Below are 18,483 nucleotides of genomic sequence, written 5' to 3'. Positions count from 1 at the left end.
CGGGGGAGGCGTGCCCCGATCCCGCACTGGGGAGGAGCGTCAGGCCGGCGGAGCGGCGATGTTCACCATCCAGCCGACGCCGTAGCGGTCGACCAGCATCCCGAAGCGGTCGCCCCACGGTGAGGCGACCAGCGGCTCGACGACCATGCCGCCCTCGGCCAGGCCGTCCCAGTAGCCGCTCAGCTCGGCGTCGTCGTCGCCGAAGAGCGCGATCGTGATGCGGGCGCCGCTCTCGGCCGGGCTCGAGGAGGGGGAGTCGGAGCCCATCAGGATCATCCCGCTCGGCGTGACGAGCTGGGCGTGCATGATCCGGTCCTGGTCGGCCGGATCCGCGCTCATCCCGAAGTCGCCGAAACGGCTGGAGCTGAGCTCGCCGCCGAGGACGTCCCGGTAGAACTCCATCGCCTCCTGCGCGGAGCCGTCGAAGCCGATGTAGGGGCTCAGTGAAGTGGGCACGGCACGCCTTTCCGTCGAGGTGCGCCCAGTATCTCCGCGTCCCGACGCGAGCACCAGGGGCGTCCTGCAGAAGGTCCGCCCCCGGCCCTCAGAGCTCGTCGCGGGTGGGCGGGTTCGCGCCGGAGCGGGAGGTCGTGATGCCGGCGACGTGCGCGGCGTGGCGGCCGATCGCGTGCAGGGCGGGGCCGTCGAGGAGCATCCCGTTCGCGGCGCCGAGGCCCTGGCGGAACGCCTCGTCGAGGATCGCGCCCATCGCGGAGTCGCCGGCGCCGATCGTGTCCGCCACCACGATCCGGGCGGCGGGCACGGTCACCCGCGTGACGGTCGAGGCCAGCAGCAGTCCCTCCGCGCCGCGGGTGACGACCGCGAGCTGCGACCCGAGCGAGAGCAGTCGGCTGAGGACCTCGTCGAGCTGCATCGTCGGGTAGAGCCACTCCGCGTCCTCATCGCTGAGCTTCACGACCTCGCACGCGGCGGCGATCCGCTCGAAGCGCGCGAGCGCCTCGGCGTGCGCGCCGACCAGAGCCGGGCGGATGTTCGCGTCGACGCTCGCCGTCACTCCGGCGGGCAGAGCCTCGAGGAGCTCGAGCACGGCGGATCCGCCCGGCTCGAGGAAGATCGCGATGGAACCGGTGTGGACGTGGGAGGCGCCCTCCGGGTCCGCCGCCGGCGGGTTCCAGGAGAGGTCGAAGACGTAGCGGGCCGACCCGTCCGCGGCGAGGACCGCCCGAGCGGTGCTGGTGCGCTCCGAGTCGCCGTGCCGGACCTCCACGCCGGAGGCCTCGAGGTGGGCGCTGATGCGGCGGCCGCGCTCGTCGTCGGCGATGTCGGTGACGAGGGTCGCGGGCCGCCCGAGTCGGGCGAGCGTGAGGGCGACGTTGGCCGGGGAGCCGCCGACGTGCTCCGTGGCGCTGCCGTCGCGCTCGACGATGTCGATCAGCGCCTCGCCGATGACCAGGGTGCGGGAAGCCGGGCTGACGCGCTCGTCGGTGGAGGACATGCCGACATCATGCCGGGTGACGGGGTCGCCCCGCGACGCGCCGGGCCGACCGGCGCGAGCGGCTCGTGTCCCGCCCGCGGTCTCAGCCTCGGTCGCGCAGGTCCGCCAGCACCGCGTCCACGGTCGTGATCTCGATCAGCGGCGCGTACAGGGACATGGCGTCGAGCGCGCGCTGGTGGTCGGCCTCGGAGGCGCCCGCGCAGGCGTCCGCGGCGACCCTGACCCGCACTCCGGCGTCCGCGGCCGCCAGCGCCGTCGAGAGCACGCAGCAGTCGGTCGAGACGCCGGTGAGCACGAGCTCGCGGGAGTCGTCGAGCTCGGCCTCGAGCTCGGGCCCCCACTTGCCGAAGGTCGTGGCGGTGATCGTGCGGTGGCCCTCGAACCCGGCCGCGAGCTCGTAGAGCCGGTCGCTCTCGGGGACGAGCGCGAACGGCCACTCGCGGTAGTAGGGGATCCACGCGCCGGCGGGCCGCTCCGGGGCGACGAAGCGGGTGGTCACGACCCGCTCGCCGAACGCCGGGAGGAGCCGGCGGGTCCCCTCGGCCGCGCGCTCGAATCCGCCGGATCCCCACGGCGACTCGGCGTCGGCGAAGACGTGCTGCAGGTCGATCGCGACGAGCAGGCTCACGCCGAGGCCTCCTGGCGGCGGACGGCCCCGCGCGAGAGGGCGAGCGTTCCCGCGAAGCCGATCACGAGCGCCACGAGGACGCCGAGGTTGGCGCCGGCCCAGTCGCCGTCGCGGCCGCCGAGTGGGCCGAGGAGGTAGCCCTCCCACTCGAACCCGGGGGAGTAGTTGACCACCAGGCCCCAGCCGACGATCGCGCCGATCAGCACGAGGGCCACGGGGACCGCCGAGACGCTGCCGTAGCGGCCGCGGGAGTCGTACAGGGCCTCCTGGTCGTAGTCGCGCCGGCGGAGGAGGAGGTCGGCGAGGAACACGCCGAGCCATACCGCGATCGGCACGCCGAGGGTGATCAGGAAGCCCTGGAACGGGCCGAGGAAGTCGCCCGCGACGAACACGACGTAGACCGCTCCGAGGACCATCAGCACGCCGTCGATCCCTGCGGCCACCGGCCGCGAGACCTTGAGCCCCGTGCTGAGCAGTGCCAGGCCCGAGGAGTAGATGTCCATCACGGCCCCGCCGATCAGGCCGAGTAGCGCGACGACGATGAAGGGGAGCAGGAACCAGGTCGGCAGGATCCCGGCGAGGGCTCCGATCGGGTCCGCGGCGATCGCGTCCGAGAGCTTCTGCGAGGAGCCGGCCAGCAGCAGGCCGACGACCACCAGCACGACGGGCGCGACCGCTCCGCCGATCGTCGTCCACGCGATCACTCCGCTCGTGCGGGCACCGCGGGGGAGGTAGCGGGAGTAGTCGGCCGCGGCGTTCACCCAGCCCAGCCCGAAGCCGGTCATCATGAACACGAGCCCGCCGATGACCGCGGCGGCCGAGCCCGCGGGCAGGGCGCCGACGGCGGCGAGGTCGATCCGGTCGAGGACGAGCACGACGTAGACCACGGTCAGCACGGCGGTCGCGACGGTGATCGCGAGCTGGAGCCGCATGATCAGGCGGAAGCCCGCGATCCCGGCGATCACGATGAGCGCGGCGACCACGATCAGCGCGACCACCTTGGTGAGCACGCCCCCGTCCCAGCCGAACTCCTCGAACACCGTCGCCGTCGCGAGCACCGCGAGGGAGGCCAGCACCGTCTCCCAGCCCACCGTGAGCAGCCAGGAGATCACCGAGACGAGGCGGTTGCCGTCGACCCCGAAGGCCGCCCGGCTGAGCACCATCGTGGGGGCGGAGCCGCGCTTGCCGGCGACGGCGACCAGACCGCAGAAGAGGAACGAGACGACGATCCCGATCACGCTGACGAGCGTCGCCTGCCCGAAGGAGAGGCCGAAGCCGAGGAGGAAGGAGCCGTAGCTCAGCCCGAGCACGGACACGTTCGCGGCGAACCACGGCCAGAACAGGTCGCGGGGGCGGCCGTGCCGCTCCGACTCCTGGATCGTGTCGAGGCCGTTGAGCTCGATGCCGCTCGCGGGGCGGGTGCTCGGACGATCGGGGGAGGTCATCGCGTCCTCGTTCTCACGGGTGCCGGCCCTGCGCCGGAGCTGTGACGAACCTACAGCGCCCCGCGCTCGAACAGCAGCCGGAGCGATTCGAGGTCGTCCGCGACCCGCGCGCAGTCCTCGTCCCAGTCGTCGAGGCTCATCCCGGGGCGCCGCCGCACGGTGAAGGCCACCTCGGCGCCGTTCCCGTTCACGAGCACCCGGAGCGGATTGTCCACCACCGTCCCGTCGGGGAGCGTGACCTCGTGGTCCGCGACGCCGAACGGGTTCTGCGGGGCGAAGCGCACCTCGACCCGGCCCATCGGCGAGTCGGCGAACCAGCGTCCGTCGACCTGCTCGAGCGCGGAGGAGGCGAGGCCCGCGGCCCACCGCGGGAGGTTCGCCGGGTCGGAGACGAAGGCGTACACCTCCGCGGCCGGAGCCTCGATCACGACGCCCACGGGGCGCGATTCGTACAGGGTCATCCGCTCGTCCTTCCTCTGCAGCCGGTCAGTGCTCGTCGCCGAAGCTGGCGACCAGCAGCGCGGCGAGCGCCGTCCGCTCCAGCATGCCCTCGATGCCGATCGCCTCGCTGCGCGCGTGCGCACCCTCGCCCGGGGCGCCGAGCCCGTCGAGGACCGGCAGGCCCAGCGCGGCGACGAGGTTGCCGTCGCTCGCCCCGCCGACCGCGATCTCGCGGAGGGGGACGTCGATCCGCTTCGCGACCCGCTCGGCCCTGCGGTAGAGCGCGGCGACGGAGGCGGTCCGCTCGAAGACGGGCCGCTCCCAGGAGCCGCGCACCTCCAGCCGGATGCGCGGGTCGGCGGCGGCGAGCGCGTCGAGCTCGGCCTCGACGCGGGCGGCCTCGGCGGATCCGCGGATCCGCGCCTCCAGCTCCAGGCGCACGCGGGCCGTCGTCACGTTGACCCGCGAGCCGCCGGAGACCACTCCGATGTTGACCGAGGTGCCCTCCTCCTCCCGCGCGATCGCCAGCACCCGCGGGATCAGCGAGCCGAGCTCGTGGATCGCGCTCGCCCCCTTCTCCGGCTCGACCCCGGCGTGCGCCTCGACCCCGACCACGTCGATCACGAAGCGCCCGATGCCCTTGCGCGCCGTCTTGACCGCGTCGCCGATCGCGCCCTCGAACACCAGGACCGCGTCGGCGCCCGCGCACTGCCGCTCCAGGAACGGGCGGGAGGCGGCGCTGCCGATCTCCTCGTCCCCGCTCATCACCAGGCGGACGGCCGGATGCGGGACGCCGGCGTGGCGGAGCGCGGCCACCAGCCACACCATCTGCACCAGCCCGGCCTTCATGTCGTAGCTGCCCGGTCCGCTCAGGCGGTCGCCGTCGACGGCGAAGGGCCAGGAGCGGGTCGTGCCCAGGGGCCACACCGTGTCGTAGTGGCCGAGCAGCGCCACGAACGGACGCGTGCCCCGGTGCGGTCTCGCGCCGCCGCTCGCCCGGACGGTCCAGCTGGTCGCGGTCGGCGCGTCCTGCGCACGCCGGTGCTGCACGTCGGTGTCGTGCCCGAGCCGCTCTCCCACCCAGTGCACCAGGAAGGCGTGCAGCTCGCCGAGCGCCTCGAGGGAGTCGCTGGGGCTCTCGATCATCACGAGGTGCCGGACGTCGTCGAGCATCCGCGAGCGGTTGTCGCGGAGGAAGGAGCGCACGCGGGCGGCGTCGTCGGCATCGGGGAAGGTCATCGACTCCGGAGTACCAGAGTGCGGCCGCTCGCGCGAACCGGCTGAACCGTTCGGGACCCCGTTACGTTGGTGCAGGAAGAGGTGGAGATGTCCGAGGATCAGGCCCAGATGCTGCGTGCGCTGCACGACGAGCACGCCAGCGCGCTCTGGCGGTTCGTGCTGCGCCTGACCGGCGACCGCCAGATGGCGGAGGACGTCGTGCAGGAGGCGCTGCTGCGCGCCTGGAAGCACCCCGAGATCCTCGCCCAGGGCGAGGCCGCCGCCCGCTCCTGGCTCTACACCGTGGCCCGGAACCTCGTCATCGACGACCGCCGCAGCGCCCGCTACGCCCGGGAGCTGGGCACGGACGAGGTCCCCGAGCGCCCGACCGCCGACCGCACCGACCAGGTGCTCGACGCCTGGCTGCTCTCGGACGCGCTCAGCGGACTGAGCCACGACCACCGCGCCGTCATCGTGCACGCCTACTACGGCGGCCGCACGGTCACCGAGATCGCCGCGCTGCTGGGGATCGCCCCGGGCACCGTCAAGTCTCGGATGCACTACGGGATGCGGGCCCTCAAGCTCGCACTGCAGGAGCGGGGGGTGACGGAGCTGTGAACCGCGACCCCTCCTCCGACGACCGGCACGACGACCCCTTCCGCGACTGGGACGCCGCGTACCTCCTCGGATCCCTGACCGCCGCCGACCGCCGCGAGTACGAGCTGCACCTGCGCGCCTGCCCCGGCTGCCGCGAGTCCCTCGCCGAGTTCGTCCCGCTGCCGGGCCTGCTGGCCCACCTGCCCCAGGACGAGGCGATGCGCCTGGTCGAGGAGCCGGAGGCGGCCGGCGATCCGGCTCCGGCGGCACTGCTGACCCGCCTCGCCGCGGCCACCGACTCCGTCCGCCGCCGCACCCGGCTGCGCATCGCGGGCCTGGTGCTCGCCGCCGCGGGCGTCTCGGCCGCCACCGCCGTCGCCCTGCCGCTCGCGATCGGCCCGTCCCTCGCCCCCGTCGAGACCGTCGGCTCGACCGTCTCGCTCGCCGCGGCTCCGGGCGTCCCCGTCGAGGCCTCCGTGCGGTTCGTGCCGCAGCAGTGGGGCACGCGGATCGACATGGACTGCAGCTGGGCCGACACGGCCGAGCAGTACGCGGGCTCGGCCGGATACGTCCTCTACGTCACGGACACCTCGGGCGGCACCGAGGCCGTCGGATCGTGGACGAGCGCGCCGGGGACGACGATGGAGCCCAGCCTCGCCACCGGGCTCCCGCTCTCCGAGATCGCCTCGGTCGAGGTGCGGCTGCAGGGATCGGACACCGTCGTGCTCACCGGCCGCCCCTGAGCGGGCCGCCGGATTCCCAGGTGCGCGCTCCGCGGACTGAGTAGCTTCTCAGTCATGACGATCGCGACCCTCGCCCTCGCCCCTGCCTCCGTGGCGACCGCCTCCTCCTCCGACAGCATCGACGAGCTCTCCGGGCTCGTCGGCGTCGCCGCGCGGGTGATCGCCGCGCTCGGAGAGGCGGGCGTCGGCCTGCTGACGCTGATCGAGACGGTGTTCCCACCGATCCCGAGCGAGCTCGTGCTGCCGCTGGCCGGCTTCCTCGCCCAGCAGGGCCGGATGAACCTGGTGCTGGTCGTGATCACGGCGACCCTCGGCGCCTACCTCGGCGGCCTGATCCTCTACGCGCTCGGCCACCGCATCGGCACGGAGCGCTCGATCCGCCTGCTCTCCAAGCTCCCGCTGGTCGACCGCGAGGACTTCGAGAAGGCGGTCGGCTGGTTCCGCCGGCACGGCACCTGGGCGGTCCTCTTCGGTCGCCTCATCCCGGGCGTGCGCAGCCTCATCTCGCTCCCCGCGGGGGCCGAGCGGATGAACCTGCTGCTGTTCTCGGGACTGACGATCCTCGGCTCCGGCGTCTGGAACGGCCTGCTGATCGGCCTCGGCGCGGCCCTCGGCACGCAGTACGAGCTCGTCGACCAGTACGCGGGCGTGCTCGACGCGATCATCTACAGCGCGTTCGGCGTGCTGCTGCTCGCGCTCGTTGTGCGCCGCGTGCGGCGGCACCGTGCCGCGGCGCGCACCGGATCGCGCCACTGACCTGCGTCCTCGGGCGGGCGGGCGCAAGGCCCCGCTCCACCCCGCCCCGGTGCCCTAACGTTCGAGGGGTCCGCACTCCCCGACGCGAAGGAACGCCATGTCCGAGACCGCCGCGCCCACGATGTCCCGCACCTCCGTCGAGCGCTGGTGGATCATCGCCGTCTCGCTGATCGCGATCGTGCTCGGCGTCATCGCCGTCCTGATCCCCGGTCCGACGCTGCTGACCGTCGCCATCGTCTTCGGCATCCACCTGATCGCCGCGGGCGTCTTCCGCCTGCTGCTGGCCTTCACCGCCTCGCGGCTCGATGCCCGGGTGCGCTGGCTCGCGGGCCTGCTCGGCGCCCTGATCCTGGTCGCGGGCATCCTGTGCCTGTCGAACCCGTTCGAGTCGCTGAGCGTCCTGGGCCTCGTGATCGGCGCGGGCTGGATCCTCGACGGCGTCTCGAGCATCACCAGCGGCCGCACCGTCGCCGGCCCCGCGTGGCTGCCGATCGCGGCAGGGATCGCCTCGGTCATCGCGGGCGTCCTGACGATCATCATGCCCGTGCTGGCGCTGGCCTCCTTCGTCACGGTCGCGGCCATCCTGCTGATCGTCGTGGGCGTCTCGGGCCTGCTCCTGCTCCCGGGCCGCACGAAGCGCCCCGAGGGCGCCGAGGCGTAGACCGCGCGGATGGCCGATCCCGATCTCGTCCCCGAGCTGCTCGTCGCCGACCTCGACCGGAGCCTGGGGTTCTGGTGCGGTCCCTGCGGGTTCCGGATCCACTACGCCCGGCCCGAGGAGGGCTTCGCGTACCTGGTCCTCGGCTCCGCGCACGTGATGCTCGAAGAGGCGGAGCGGGGCCGCAACTGGATCGCGGCACCGCTGGAGCGCCCGCTCGGCCGGGGGATGAACCTGCAGCTGCACGTCGACGACGCCGACCGGACGGCAGCGGCGCTCGCCGAGGCCGGGACGCCGCCGTTCTCGCCGCTCGAGACCCGCTGGTACCGGGTCGGAGCGGAGGAGGCGGGCGTCCGTCAGCTGGTGGTGGCCGATCCCGACGGGTACCTGCTGCGGTTCCAGTCGTCGCTCGGACGCCGACCGGCTCGAGCGGACGTCCCCGTCGCTCCCTGACCGGCCGACCGCCCCACCATCCGCTCGGCTCAGGACGTCATGCCAGCGAGTGACGACCGAGACACCGGGCGGCTGGTTGCCTCGGAGACATGACGCAGCACCCCGCCACCGCGACCCTCCCGCAGGTCCCGGCCGCCGCCCTCTCCGAGCCCGCGATCGAGCAGGCCGCCTCGGCGGAGCACGAGCCCCTCGTCCGTCCGGCAGACCTGGTGTCGGCGCTCACGGGCGTCGCGCTCTGCTTCTTCTCCCTCTTCGTCTACGCCATCGCGCACTGGCAGTACTTCGGCACGGACGTCGACGAAGTGAGCGTCCTCGGCTGGCTCGCGCCGCTGATCGCCGGCGTCGCCTGCCTGCTGTCGGCCGTCGTGTCCGTCGGGGTCCGCGCCTCCGGGCGCCGCGCCGAGCGGACCGCGGCATGATCCCCGTCCTCGCCGGGCCCGGCCTCGAGGCCGCGGAGCAGCTCCTCGTCCGCGCCGGATGCCTCCGCCCCGAGCACCTGTGGGCGGCCGGTGCCGCCACGGAGGCCGCGCCGCGGATCGACTTCGCCGTCCTCGCCGAGCAGGCGTGCCTCCTCGACCTCTCGGAGGAGGCGGTCGCGCGCATCGCCGTGTCGCTCGCCACCGGCCGCCCCGTCGATCTGCGGAGCGCCTTCGGGCATCTCACGCGCGACCACGCCCGGCTCGTCATGACCGCGGTCGCCGCGGCCGCCGGGCACGACCGCGTGAGCAGCCGGATCCGCGTGGTCGGCGACGAGCGCCGGGTCGAGACGGCGCCGCCCCTGGCCGTCTGGCCCTCCTGAGCCCCCCGCCCGCCCCGATCGGGCGGGCGCGCTCGCCGATCCGACCCGGCGCTCCGCGTGCCTCCGATGCTCCAGGCAGGTGAGCCGTTCGGAGGTGCCGTGCCGCCGACCCGCGTCGCTACGGCCTTTCGGAGGTGCCCGGTTTAGGGTGTCCGTGTGCAACGAGTCGACGATTTCCCAGGAGCCGGACCGGTGGCGACCTCACCCGAATCCGGTGACCAGGGGGAGGCGTCCGCGCATCGGCTCTCCCCGACGGCGACCTCTCCCGTGCAGGTGACGAGCGGCGAGGCCGGCTACCAGGGCGGCAACGTGGCCGATCCGGTGTGGCAGTCGTGGCGCGACGAGCTCGCCAAGGTCGGCGGTCCGTCGCCCCTGCTCCACTTCGTGGACTCGCCCCGGACGCGCATCGAGCTCTCGACCACGCACCCCGGCGGGCTGCCCCCGTTCATCTCGGGCAAGACGACGCTCCTCTCCTCGCTCATCCGCGACGAGCTCGCCCTGCGCACAGCGAAGAACGCCGCGGGTGCGATCACCGACAAGGGGATCGAGCTGCGCTCGGTCCGCGGCATCGAGGGCGTCCACCTCGCCATCGGCCTCGCCCAGTGGCGCGCCGGCGACACGGAGTTCACCGCACCCGTGCTCCTGCGCCCGCTCGCCATCCGCCGCTACGGCCGCGACTTCGAGCTCAAGCTCAAGGGCCAGCCCTACTTCAACCCGCAGCTCGCGCGTGCCCTCAAGCAGCAGTTCGGCATCACGATCGACCCCGAGCAGTTCGTCGAGCTGGCCGTGCAGAACGGCGTCTTCAAGCCGCAGCCGGTCATCGACCAGTTGCGCGGCCTGACCTCGCACCTGCCGTGGTTCGCCGTGCACCCGCGCCTCGTGGTCTCGAGCTTCGCCGACGTGGCGGGCGACATGCTCCGCGACGCCCGGATGCTCGAGCACCCCGTCCTCGACGCCGTCGCCGGGAACCCGGCCGCCAAGCGGGCGCTGCAGCAGTCGCAGAAGGTGGCGTCGATCATCCCGCAGGACGAGCGTCCTCCGGCGACCGACAACCTCCTCCTCGACGCGGACGCCGAGCAGGAGCAGGTGATCGCGAACATCGCGGCCGGCAACTCGCTCGTCGTGAAGACCCTCCCCGGCACGGGCGGCACCCAGACCATCGTCAACGCGATCGGCGCCCTGGCCGCCCAGCACAAGCGCGTGCTGGTCGTCAGCGCCCGCCGGTCGAGCCTCGACAGCATCCACCAGCGCCTGCTCTCGGCGGGCCTGGGCGGCATCGCGGTCGGGCCCCGCACGCTCCGCCGCGACCTCATCCAGTCGATCGGCCGCAACGAGAAGGCCGCGCGCCCCTCCATCAGCGAGATCGACGACGCCCTGCTCCGGCTGCGGAAGGTGCTGCTCGACTACCGCGGCGCGCTCTCCCGGCGCGACGAGAGCTTCGGCGTCTCGGCGCTGCAGGCGCTCGAGGAGCTCGCCCGCCTCTCGCAGCTGCGGACGCCCCCGTCGACCGCCGCCCGCCTCGACCGCCGCTCCGTCACCGCTCTCGCGCACAGCCGCCCCGAGGCGACCCGGATGCTGATCGAGTCGGCGCGCCTGGGCGAGTTCCGCTACGGCCCGGGCGACTCGCCCTGGTACGGGGCCCAGTTCGACTCCACCGCCGACGCCGAGATCGCCCACGAGCTGGCCAAGCGCCTGCACCTGCGCGACCTGCCGCGCCTGCTCGACCGCGCCCAGGACGTCATCGGCCAGACGCGGATGCGCCCGTTCGAGTCGGTCGCCGAGCTCGGCATCTACCTGCGCCTGCTGCAGGACGTCCGCGAGACGCTGGACAAGTTCCAGCCGGCCGTCTTCGACCGCTCGATCCAGGACCTCATCGTCGCCACCTCGCCGCGCCGCGAGGCAGCCGAGATGTCGTCCACCAACCGCCGGCGCCTGAAGAAGCTCGCCCGCGAGTACCTGCGTCCCGGCGCGCACGTCACCGACCTGAACGCGGCGCTCCGCCGGGTGCAGCAGCAGCGGACGCTGTGGCAGCGCTACGCGGTCGCCGGCACGATCCCCGAGGTCCCGGTCGGCGTCGCCGACGTGCAGGTGGCCTACCAGCAGGTGACCGACCAGCTGAGCCGTCTCGACGAGCCGCTCGGCCGACGCGGGACGAACCTGCAGCTCGCCTCGCTCCCTCTCGCCGAGCTGGCCTCGATGGTGTCCGGCCTCGCCGAGGACAGCGAGGTGCTCGCCAACCTCCAGGAGCGGACGACCCTCCTCGCCACCCTGCGCGACTGGGGCCTGGACCCGCTGCTCACCGACCTCTCGCGCCGCCACGTGCCGGCCGAGCTGGTCGCGGGCGAGCTGGACCTGGCCTGGTGGCGCTCGGCGCTCGAGATCATGCTGACCGACGAGCGTGCGCTGCTCGGCGGCAACACGAGCGTGCTCGACCGGCTCGAGGCCGACTTCAAGCTCGTCGACGAGGCGCACGCCGCCTCGAGCGCCGAGCTGCTGGCCTGGAAGCTCTCCGAGACCTGGAAGATCGGGCTCGTCGACTGGCCGCAGGAGCGCGACGCGCTGCGCGCGCTGCTGCGCACCGAGGCGGCGACGACCCCTCAGGAGCTGCAGAAGGCCGCTCCGCACCTCTCGCGCGTGCTCGCTCCGGCCTGGCTCGCCTCGCCGTACGAGGTGCACCGCATCGGCACCGAGACGACCTTCGACGCGGTGTTCCTCGTCGACGCCGGGGCGACCACGCTGGCCGAGAACGTCGGAGCGATCCGCCGGGCCAAGCAGGTCGTCGCGTTCGGCGACCCGGTCACGCAGACCCCCACTCCCTTCGGCCTGCGCGTCGACGAGACGCCGGAGTTCGGCTCCACCGCCTCGCGGACCGACGTGGAGGCGCTGCACGCCCAGTCGGCGCTCGCCCGACTCGGCGAGCTGCTCAACACCGTCACGCTCACCCGCAGCTACCGCGCGGGCGGCGAGGACCTGGCCGAGCTGGTCAACCGCCGCTTCTACGGCGGCCGCATCGACTCCCTGCCCTGGGCCGGATCCTTCCTCGGACACGACTCGCTCCGCTTCCACTACATCGCGAGCGGGCACGGCATGCCCGAGAACGACTCGGGAGCCGTCGAGTCCGTCGACGCCGAGGTCGCGAAGGTGGTCGAGCTGGTGCTCGAGCACGCGGTGATCCGTCCGCGCGAGTCGCTGATGGTCATCACCGCGAGTCCTCGCCACGCCGTGCGGGTGCAGCAGGCGGTGCTGACGGCCTTCGCCAAGCGCGCCGATCTGAGCGACTTCATCCTCGGCGATCGGCCCGAGCCCTTCGCCGTCGTGACTCTGGAGCAGTCGGTCGCGCAGAGCCGCGACCGCGTCATCTTCTCGATCGGCTACGGCCGGACGCCCCACGGCCGCCTGCTGTCGAACTTCGGCGCGCTCGCGGAGCCGGGCGGAGAGCGTCTGCTAGCGGTCGGGATGACCCGTGCCCGCCGCTCGATGGACATCGTCTCGTGCTTCCGCCCGGGCGACATCGACGAGTCGCGCATGCGCTACGGCATGGTCGCGCTCGCGCAGGTGCTGCAGGAGGCGGAGGACCGCGTCCAGCCGAGCGACCGCGACGACTACTCGGAGCCGATGCTGGTGGATCTCGCCGCGCGCCTCGAGCGCCGTGGACTCCGGGTCAACATCGGGCACAAGGGCAAGCTGGCCCTCGTCGCCGCGCACGGGACCCGTGCCGTGGTGGTCGAGACCGACCGCGACGTGAGCACGCAGAGCCTGCGCGTGTCGCTGCGCCTGCGTCCGGAGCTGCTGCGCCGGCTGGGCTGGCACTACCTGCGGGTGCACAACTTCGAGCTGTTCGCCGACCCCGAGGCCGTGGCCGCGCGGGTGGCCGGGCTGATCGGTGCGACCGCGGGGGAGGAGCAGACCCCTGCTCCCGCCGCCGGCGAGGCTGCTGCTGCTCCCGCCGCTCCTGCTGCCGCCGCCGCTCCGGCGTCGGGGGAGACACAGCCCGTCGAGCCGCTGCCGCGCGACTGATCGTGGCGCCGGATCCCGACGCCCCCGCGGGTGCCGACCGCCCGTTGCGGCGCACCCGCGGCGGCCGGCGGGCGACGCTCCCCGCGAAGCCCGGCACCGATCCGTCCCCGCACGATGCTCCGGTCGCCGACCCCTCCGCGCCGCCCGCGCGCCCCGACACCGGCCCGAACGACGCGCGCCTGCGCCAGGACGTCCCCCCGCACTACTGATTCCACCCGCGCGGCTGGCGGTCCGCGAGTCGACGCCGGTCCCGTCGACGAGCTCGGGCCTCACCCCGGCACGCCCCCGCTCGACGAGCGGACACGTCACGCGGACGTCTGGCGACCGATCACGTCGGGCCCGTCGACGGTGGCCGACCGCTTCCCGACCGATGCCCGCTGACGACCGCACCCGTCCGGTGCCCGTTGACCGACCGCTTCCCGCCCGGTGCCCGCCGGTATCGAGGAGCGCGTGGAGACAGGGCCGATCAGCCCCCGTCGGAGACGCCGAAGGTCCCGTTCGGCGACCTCCCGAAGGTGCAGGTGCCGTCCGAAACGCGTGCCGACGTTTCGGACGCACCGTTCGCACAACGCTCTGCGAAGCGTTCCCCCATCGGGAAGCCGACCGCGGTCCTCTTCCGCCTCCGGCGGAAGGAGACAGAGCGACTCAGTCGACGTGCTTGCCGGAGTTCGCGGTGGTGGCGGTGCCGTTGTTGGCGAGCAGGTCGCGGATGTCGGAGAGGAGCTCGAGCTCGGTGGGGGCCTTGTCCTCCGCGGCGGGGGCGTCGGCGGCCTTCTTGGCGAACGCGGCGTTCTTGAGGTGGTTGATCGGCAGGACGAACGCGAAGTAGAGGACGAAGGCGACGATCACGAACTGGATCAGGGCCGAGATGACCGAGCCGTAGGCGATGACGGTCGGGTCCTCGCCGTTCTCTCCCGGTCGGATGGGCCAGGCCAGGGCCTCGAGGGAGGAGGCGTCGAAGATCACGCCGATGAGCGGGTTGAAGATCCCCGTCACGATCGCGTTGACGATGGTCGTGAAGGCGGCGCCGATGACCACGGCGACAGCCAGGTCGATGACGTTGCCGCGGAGGATGAACTCTTTGAAGCCGTTGATCATGATGGTTCCGTTTCTGCCGTGAGCGGTGGGTGGCGGGTCAGCTCCCGGAGGAGGAACCCGAGGAGGAGGACCCGGAGGAGCCCGAGGACGAGGACGATCCGGAGCCCGAGGACCCCGAGCCGGACGAGGAGCCGCCCGAGCCCGATGAACCCGAGGATCCGGAGGAGGAGCCGCCCGATCCCGAGGAGCCCGACGACGAGTCGGATGAGCCGGAGCCGGATGCGCCCGAGCCGGACGAGCCGGCACCCGAGGAGGAGGAGCCGCCCTCGCTCGACTTCCCGCCGGAGCGGGAGTCGGTGCGGTAGAAGCCCGAGCCGTTGAAGGTCACGCCGACCGCGCTGAACACCTTGCGCAGCGCCCCCTGGCAGCTCGGGCACTCGGTGAGCGTGTCGTCGGTGAACTTCTGCTGGATGTCGAAGGCGTTGCCGCACTGCGTGCAGCGGTAGGAGTAGGTGGGCACAGGGGGCTCCTCGGAGGCGGGTGGGGGAGAAGGAGGACGGGGTCAGTGGCGCAGGTCGACGATGCCGGAGGGAGTGACGACTCCGTCGACGGCCTGGTCGTGGACCTCGCTGGGCACCCGGTCGACGAGCTCGCTGTCGAAGACGACGGCGTAGACCGGCGGGCACTTCTCCATCGAGCCGAGGGTCTTGTCGAAGTAGCCGCGCCCCCAGCCCATCCGCATCCCCTGCCGGTCGACGGTGGCGGCCGGGACGACGATGAGGTCGACGTCGTTGATCGCGATGGGGCCGAGCAGCTGCCCGACGGGCTCGGGCATGCCGAACAGGCCCTGGGTCTCGGTGTGGCCGTCGCCGACCGCCCAGTCGAGCAGGCCGTCCTGGCGCGAGACGGGGAAGAGGACGCGGATGCCGTGGCTCTCGGCCCAGCCCAGGAACGGCCGGGTGCTCGGCTCGTCCGGAGCGGAGAGGTAGCACGCGAGGGAGTGGGCCCCCACGCGGGTGGCGAGCTCGATCAGGTGGGCGGTGATCTGCTCCGCGGCCTGGTCGCGAGCGGTCGAGGTCTGCGTGCGGCGGCGCTCGCGCAGCTCGGCGCGCAGCGCCCGCTTCTCGTGCGTGATGTCGGCTGGCATGCGCTCAGTCTAGAACCGGGCCCCGCGCCGGCCTCCGCGCGGACGACCCTGAGGGACGCTCGTCCCGGACCGCCCCGGAACGGGGTCCGGCGCCTTCCGTCGCCGGTCCTGGCGCGAAACTCCCGCGACTTCCCCCGCCGCTAGGATGGCGCCCCATGGGCACTCGAATCCGCAAAGCAGTCATCCCCGCCGCAGGTCTCGGCACCCGCTTCCTGCCGGCGACGAAGGCCATCCCCAAGGAGATGCTGCCGGTCGTCGACAAGCCGGCGATCCAGTACGTGGTCGAGGAGGCTGCGGACGCCGGCCTCCAGGACGTGCTCGTGATCATCGGGCGCAACAAGAACGCGCTCGCCAACCACTTCGACTCGGTGCCCGAGCTCGAGCAGAACCTGTCCCAGAAGAAGGACGACAAGAAGCTCGAGCACGTCAAGTACGCCAGCGACCTCGCCGACGTGCACTTCGTCCGTCAGGGCGAGCCGAAGGGCCTCGGCCACGCGGTCTCCCGCGCGCAGCGCCACGTCGGCGACGAGCCCTTCGCCGTGCTCCTCGGCGACGACCTGATCGACGCCCGCGACCCGCTGCTCTCCCGCATGATCGACGTCGCCGAGCAGCGCGACACCACGGTGGTCGCGCTGCTCGAGGTCGACCCCGACCAGATCCACCTCTACGGCTGCGCGGCGGTCGAGGCGACCGACGAGGACGACGTGGTGCGGATCACCGGGCTGGTCGAGAAGCCCTCCAAGGAGGACGCCCCCTCGAACCTCGCGATCATCGGCCGCTACGTGCTGAAGCCCGACGTGTTCGGCGTGCTCGAGCACACCGCTCCGGGCAAGGGCGGCGAGATCCAGCTGACCGACGCGCTGGAGCGCATGGCCCAGGACCCGGCCGAGTTCGGCGGCGTCTACGGCGTCGTGTTCCGCGGCCGCCGCTACGACACCGGCGACAAGCTCGACTACATCAAGGCGATCGTGCAGCTCGCCTCCGACCGCGACGACCTCGGCAAGGACCTCAAGCCCTGGCTGAAGGACTTCGTCGCCGGCCTCTGAGCCCCGGCGAGCGCTCCTCCGGAACGGACGGGACCCCCTGCTGCGGCACGGGATCCCGTCCGTTCGTCCGTTCCCCGAGAGCACGGAACGCCGCGGAGTCCAGTCCCCCTCCCGCAGTGCGGCGGAGCAGTAGGGTCGCATCATGCCGCTCCCGATCCCGACGCTCACCGAGGGTCGTGTCACCGTCCGCCCCATCCGCGTGCGCGACGCCCGCCCTCTCGAGCGGGAGCTGATCGCGAACCGGTCGTGGCTGCGCCAGTGGGAGGCGTCCGACCCCCGGGGAGGCGCCGCATTCGACGTGCGCGCCAGCATCCGCTCGCTGCAGCAGAACGCGCGGGCCGGCGGGGGAGTGCCGTTCCTCATCGACTGGGACGGCGAGCTCGCCGGGCAGCTCAACATCTCGAACATCGGGTACGGCTCGCTCTCCTCCGGGTCGATCGGCTACTGGGTGTCCGAGCGCTACGCCGGGCGGGGGATCACTCCGATCGCCGTGGCGCTCGCTGCCGACCACGCCTTCCTCGACCTGGGCCTGCACCGGATCGAGATCTGCATCCGCCCGGAGAACCGGCCGAGCCTGCGCGTGGTCGAGAAGCTCGGCTTCCGCTACGAGGGCCTGCGGCGGCGCTTCATCCACATCAACGGCGACTGGCGCGACCACTTCTGCTTCGCCCTCGTGGCGGAGGAGGTGCCCCGCGGCGTGCTCCGCCGCTACCTCGACGGGCAGGTCCCGTCGGAGGTCGGCGTGCCGACCGACGCGGACCTCCGCGCCTCGCGCCGCTCGGGTCTCTCCGGACCCTCCGACGGCGCCGGTGTCCCTCCGACGGGGCCCCGGCTGATCCGCGATCCGCACGGACACACCTACCCGTAATGACGGACGGGAGTGCCCGGTGCTCCTAGCGTTGTCCGCATGAGTAGCGACTGGCTGGGCGGGGGCGTCGTCTGGGCGCTCGCCGCCGTTCTGTGGGTCGCCTACCTGATCCCCACGTGGATGCGCAGGCGGTCGTACAACGCGACCGAGCGCAACGCGGTGAGGCTGCAGCAGACGCTGCGGATCCTCGCCGAGACCGCGGAAGTGCCCGAGCACGTGCGTGCGGAGGCGACGGCCCGCGAGGTGGCGCTGCAGCAGCGCCGGCTCCGGGTGACCGAGACACGACGACGAGCCGAAGAGAAGGCACAGGCGATGGAGCTGGCACAGGCGGAGAAGGCGGCGCGCGACGCGCTGCGACGGGCGACCGCGAGCGCACGGCGGAGCACGCGGTCAGGGCCCTCGGTCCTGCGCTGGCGCCAGGGCGCCGCGCTGGCCGTGCTGGTCGGCGCGGTCGCCGCGCTGGTCGGGCTCGTGATGCTGCCCTTCGGCGGCACGGGCGCGGTGCCGCTCGTCGGCCTGCTCCTCGCCGTCGCGGGGCTCGGCACGCTGATCCTGCTGGCGCCGGGTCGCCGCCGCGCCGCCGCTCCGGCCGCGACCGCGACGACGGCCGCCGCGACCGAGCGTCGGCGCGCCGAGGTCTTCGAGGCCGAGCTCGCCGAGGAGGCCGCGGACGACGCCTCCGAGGAGCTCGCCGAGGACCGTGCGAGCTGGACGCCGCAGCCGCTCCCCAAGCCGCTGTACCTCTCCCGGGGCACGGTCGCCGCCTCCGCGATGGCGTCGATCGACGCCGTGGAGCGCCTGCGCACCGCCGCGGCGGAGGCGGAGCTCGCCCAGCGCGCCGCCGCGACCGCTCCCGAGGTGGCGCCGCTGCGCGTCCCGCGTGCCGCCGCTCCCGCTCCCGAGGCGCCGCGTCCCTCCTCCCGCTTCGCCGCGATGGGCGTCGTGGACGGCGTCGACGCGATCGACCTCGACCAGGCGCTGCAGCGCCGCCGCGGGGCCTGACTCGAGTGCGAGGCGCCTGCTCGTCCGTGCTAGTGTGGACGAGTTGTTCGGGCCGGTGACGGCTCGGAAGGCACGGGTCCGTGGCGCAGTTGGTAGCGCGCTTCGTTCGCAATGAAGAGGTCAGGGGTTCGAATCCCCTCGGATCCACCACCACGGAAGGCCCGCTCGAGA

21 protein-coding genes and 1 tRNA gene are annotated in these 18,483 nt (G+C 73.1%); 13 read left to right on the top strand and 9 right to left on the bottom strand.

Features of this window, described 5'->3' with window-relative positions; translation table 11 throughout:
- Positions 1-39 precede the first annotated feature (39 nt).
- The 6 genes from C5B93_RS02060 to C5B93_RS02035 all read right to left on the bottom strand — a co-directional run bounded on the left by C5B93_RS02060 (position 40) and on the right by C5B93_RS02035 (position 5,209).
- Positions 40-456: a VOC family protein gene (locus C5B93_RS02060; protein WP_104226455.1), complete on the bottom strand. Its 417-nt coding sequence runs from the start codon at positions 454-456 to the stop codon at positions 40-42.
- An 88-nt stretch (positions 457-544) separates the two neighbouring features.
- Positions 545-1,456 carry a carbohydrate kinase gene (locus C5B93_RS02055; protein ID WP_104291637.1) on the bottom strand — a complete coding sequence of 304 codons (912 nt, stop codon included), beginning with the start codon at positions 1,454-1,456 and terminating at the stop codon, positions 545-547.
- Positions 1,457-1,538: 82 nt separating this feature from the next.
- Positions 1,539-2,084 (bottom strand): cysteine hydrolase family protein, encoded by a 546-nt coding sequence (locus C5B93_RS02050; protein ID WP_104291636.1) that lies wholly within the window; start codon positions 2,082-2,084, stop codon positions 1,539-1,541.
- Entirely contained in the window at positions 2,081-3,529 is a 1,449-nt protein-coding gene (locus C5B93_RS02045) for a cytosine permease (protein ID WP_104291635.1), read from the bottom strand. The genes C5B93_RS02050 and C5B93_RS02045 overlap by 4 nt, the downstream gene beginning before the upstream one ends.
- Positions 3,530-3,579: 50 nt before the next feature.
- A complete protein-coding gene (locus tag C5B93_RS02040; protein WP_104225068.1) occupies positions 3,580-3,990 on the bottom strand; it encodes an SRPBCC family protein in 411 nt (136 codons plus the stop codon).
- A 25-nt stretch (positions 3,991-4,015) separates the two neighbouring features.
- Positions 4,016-5,209 (bottom strand): M20/M25/M40 family metallo-hydrolase, encoded by a 1,194-nt coding sequence (locus tag C5B93_RS02035; protein ID WP_104291634.1) that lies wholly within the window; start codon positions 5,207-5,209, stop codon positions 4,016-4,018.
- Between the two features lie 87 nt (positions 5,210-5,296).
- Here C5B93_RS02035 and C5B93_RS02030 point away from each other — a divergent pair, with 87 nt between their 5' ends.
- The 9 genes from C5B93_RS02030 to C5B93_RS01990 all read left to right on the top strand — a co-directional run bounded on the left by C5B93_RS02030 (position 5,297) and on the right by C5B93_RS01990 (position 13,420).
- Positions 5,297-5,806 carry a sigma-70 family RNA polymerase sigma factor gene (locus C5B93_RS02030; RefSeq protein ID WP_104225070.1) on the top strand — a complete coding sequence of 170 codons (510 nt, stop codon included), beginning with the start codon at positions 5,297-5,299 and terminating at the stop codon, positions 5,804-5,806.
- Positions 5,803-6,528, top strand: coding sequence for an anti-sigma factor (locus tag C5B93_RS02025; protein WP_104291633.1), 726 nt, complete (start codon positions 5,803-5,805; stop codon positions 6,526-6,528). Before C5B93_RS02030 ends, C5B93_RS02025 begins: the two co-directional genes overlap by 4 nt.
- Before the next feature lie 54 nt (positions 6,529-6,582).
- Positions 6,583-7,284, top strand: a complete 702-nt coding sequence (locus C5B93_RS02020) for a DedA family protein (protein WP_104225072.1) — start codon at positions 6,583-6,585, stop codon at positions 7,282-7,284.
- 97 nt (positions 7,285-7,381) lie between these two features.
- Positions 7,382-7,945: an HdeD family acid-resistance protein gene (locus C5B93_RS02015; protein ID WP_104232862.1), complete on the top strand. Its 564-nt coding sequence runs from the start codon at positions 7,382-7,384 to the stop codon at positions 7,943-7,945.
- A 9-nt stretch (positions 7,946-7,954) separates the two neighbouring features.
- Positions 7,955-8,395 (top strand): VOC family protein, encoded by a 441-nt coding sequence (locus C5B93_RS02010; RefSeq protein ID WP_104226448.1) that lies wholly within the window; start codon positions 7,955-7,957, stop codon positions 8,393-8,395.
- A gap of 89 nt (positions 8,396-8,484) precedes the next feature.
- Positions 8,485-8,814, top strand: coding sequence for a hypothetical protein (locus C5B93_RS02005; protein WP_104226447.1), 330 nt, complete (start codon positions 8,485-8,487; stop codon positions 8,812-8,814).
- Positions 8,811-9,194 carry a hypothetical protein gene (locus C5B93_RS02000; RefSeq protein ID WP_104291632.1) on the top strand — a complete coding sequence of 128 codons (384 nt, stop codon included), beginning with the start codon at positions 8,811-8,813 and terminating at the stop codon, positions 9,192-9,194. The genes C5B93_RS02005 and C5B93_RS02000 overlap by 4 nt, the downstream gene beginning before the upstream one ends.
- A gap of 192 nt (positions 9,195-9,386) precedes the next feature.
- Positions 9,387-13,211: a DEAD/DEAH box helicase gene (locus tag C5B93_RS01995; protein WP_374953129.1), complete on the top strand. Its 3,825-nt coding sequence runs from the start codon at positions 9,387-9,389 to the stop codon at positions 13,209-13,211.
- Positions 13,212-13,213: 2 nt separating this feature from the next.
- The gene (locus C5B93_RS01990; RefSeq protein WP_104232858.1) at positions 13,214-13,420 is read left to right on the top strand and encodes a hypothetical protein; all 207 of its coding nucleotides are present in this window, start codon (positions 13,214-13,216) and stop codon (positions 13,418-13,420) included.
- Between the two features lie 436 nt (positions 13,421-13,856).
- Here C5B93_RS01990 and mscL read toward each other — a convergent pair whose 3' ends face one another.
- From mscL to C5B93_RS01975, 3 genes are read right to left on the bottom strand one after another with little or no spacing between them, the layout of a single operon-like run.
- Positions 13,857-14,309 (bottom strand): large conductance mechanosensitive channel protein MscL, encoded by a 453-nt coding sequence (gene mscL / locus C5B93_RS01985; protein ID WP_181068295.1) that lies wholly within the window; start codon positions 14,307-14,309, stop codon positions 13,857-13,859.
- 37 nt (positions 14,310-14,346) lie between these two features.
- Positions 14,347-14,769 (bottom strand): FmdB family zinc ribbon protein, encoded by a 423-nt coding sequence (locus C5B93_RS01980; RefSeq protein WP_104291631.1) that lies wholly within the window; start codon positions 14,767-14,769, stop codon positions 14,347-14,349.
- A 42-nt stretch (positions 14,770-14,811) separates the two neighbouring features.
- Positions 14,812-15,396: a 5-formyltetrahydrofolate cyclo-ligase gene (locus tag C5B93_RS01975; protein WP_104291630.1), complete on the bottom strand. Its 585-nt coding sequence runs from the start codon at positions 15,394-15,396 to the stop codon at positions 14,812-14,814.
- Positions 15,397-15,551: 155 nt separating this feature from the next.
- Here C5B93_RS01975 and galU point away from each other — a divergent pair, with 155 nt between their 5' ends.
- The 4 genes from galU (at position 15,552) to C5B93_RS01955 (ending at position 18,462) form a co-directional block, all read left to right on the top strand.
- On the top strand, positions 15,552-16,442 hold the full coding sequence (gene galU / locus C5B93_RS01970) for a UTP--glucose-1-phosphate uridylyltransferase GalU (RefSeq protein ID WP_104223218.1): 891 nt from the start codon (positions 15,552-15,554) through the stop codon (positions 16,440-16,442).
- A gap of 142 nt (positions 16,443-16,584) precedes the next feature.
- Positions 16,585-17,310, top strand: a complete 726-nt coding sequence (locus tag C5B93_RS01965) for a GNAT family N-acetyltransferase (protein ID WP_104223217.1) — start codon at positions 16,585-16,587, stop codon at positions 17,308-17,310.
- Positions 17,311-17,349: 39 nt separating this feature from the next.
- Entirely contained in the window at positions 17,350-18,312 is a 963-nt protein-coding gene (locus C5B93_RS01960) for a hypothetical protein (protein WP_104223216.1), read from the top strand.
- A gap of 74 nt (positions 18,313-18,386) precedes the next feature.
- Positions 18,387-18,462: transfer RNA gene (locus tag C5B93_RS01955), tRNA-Ala, on the top strand.
- Positions 18,463-18,483 lie beyond the last annotated feature (21 nt).

This window comes from Rathayibacter sp. AY1A2, assembly GCF_002930935.1.
In the GTDB taxonomy this organism is placed as follows: domain Bacteria; phylum Actinomycetota; class Actinomycetes; order Actinomycetales; family Microbacteriaceae; genus Rathayibacter.
Note: the sequence above shows the minus strand (reverse complement) of the source record. Positions and strands in the feature narration are given on the sequence as shown.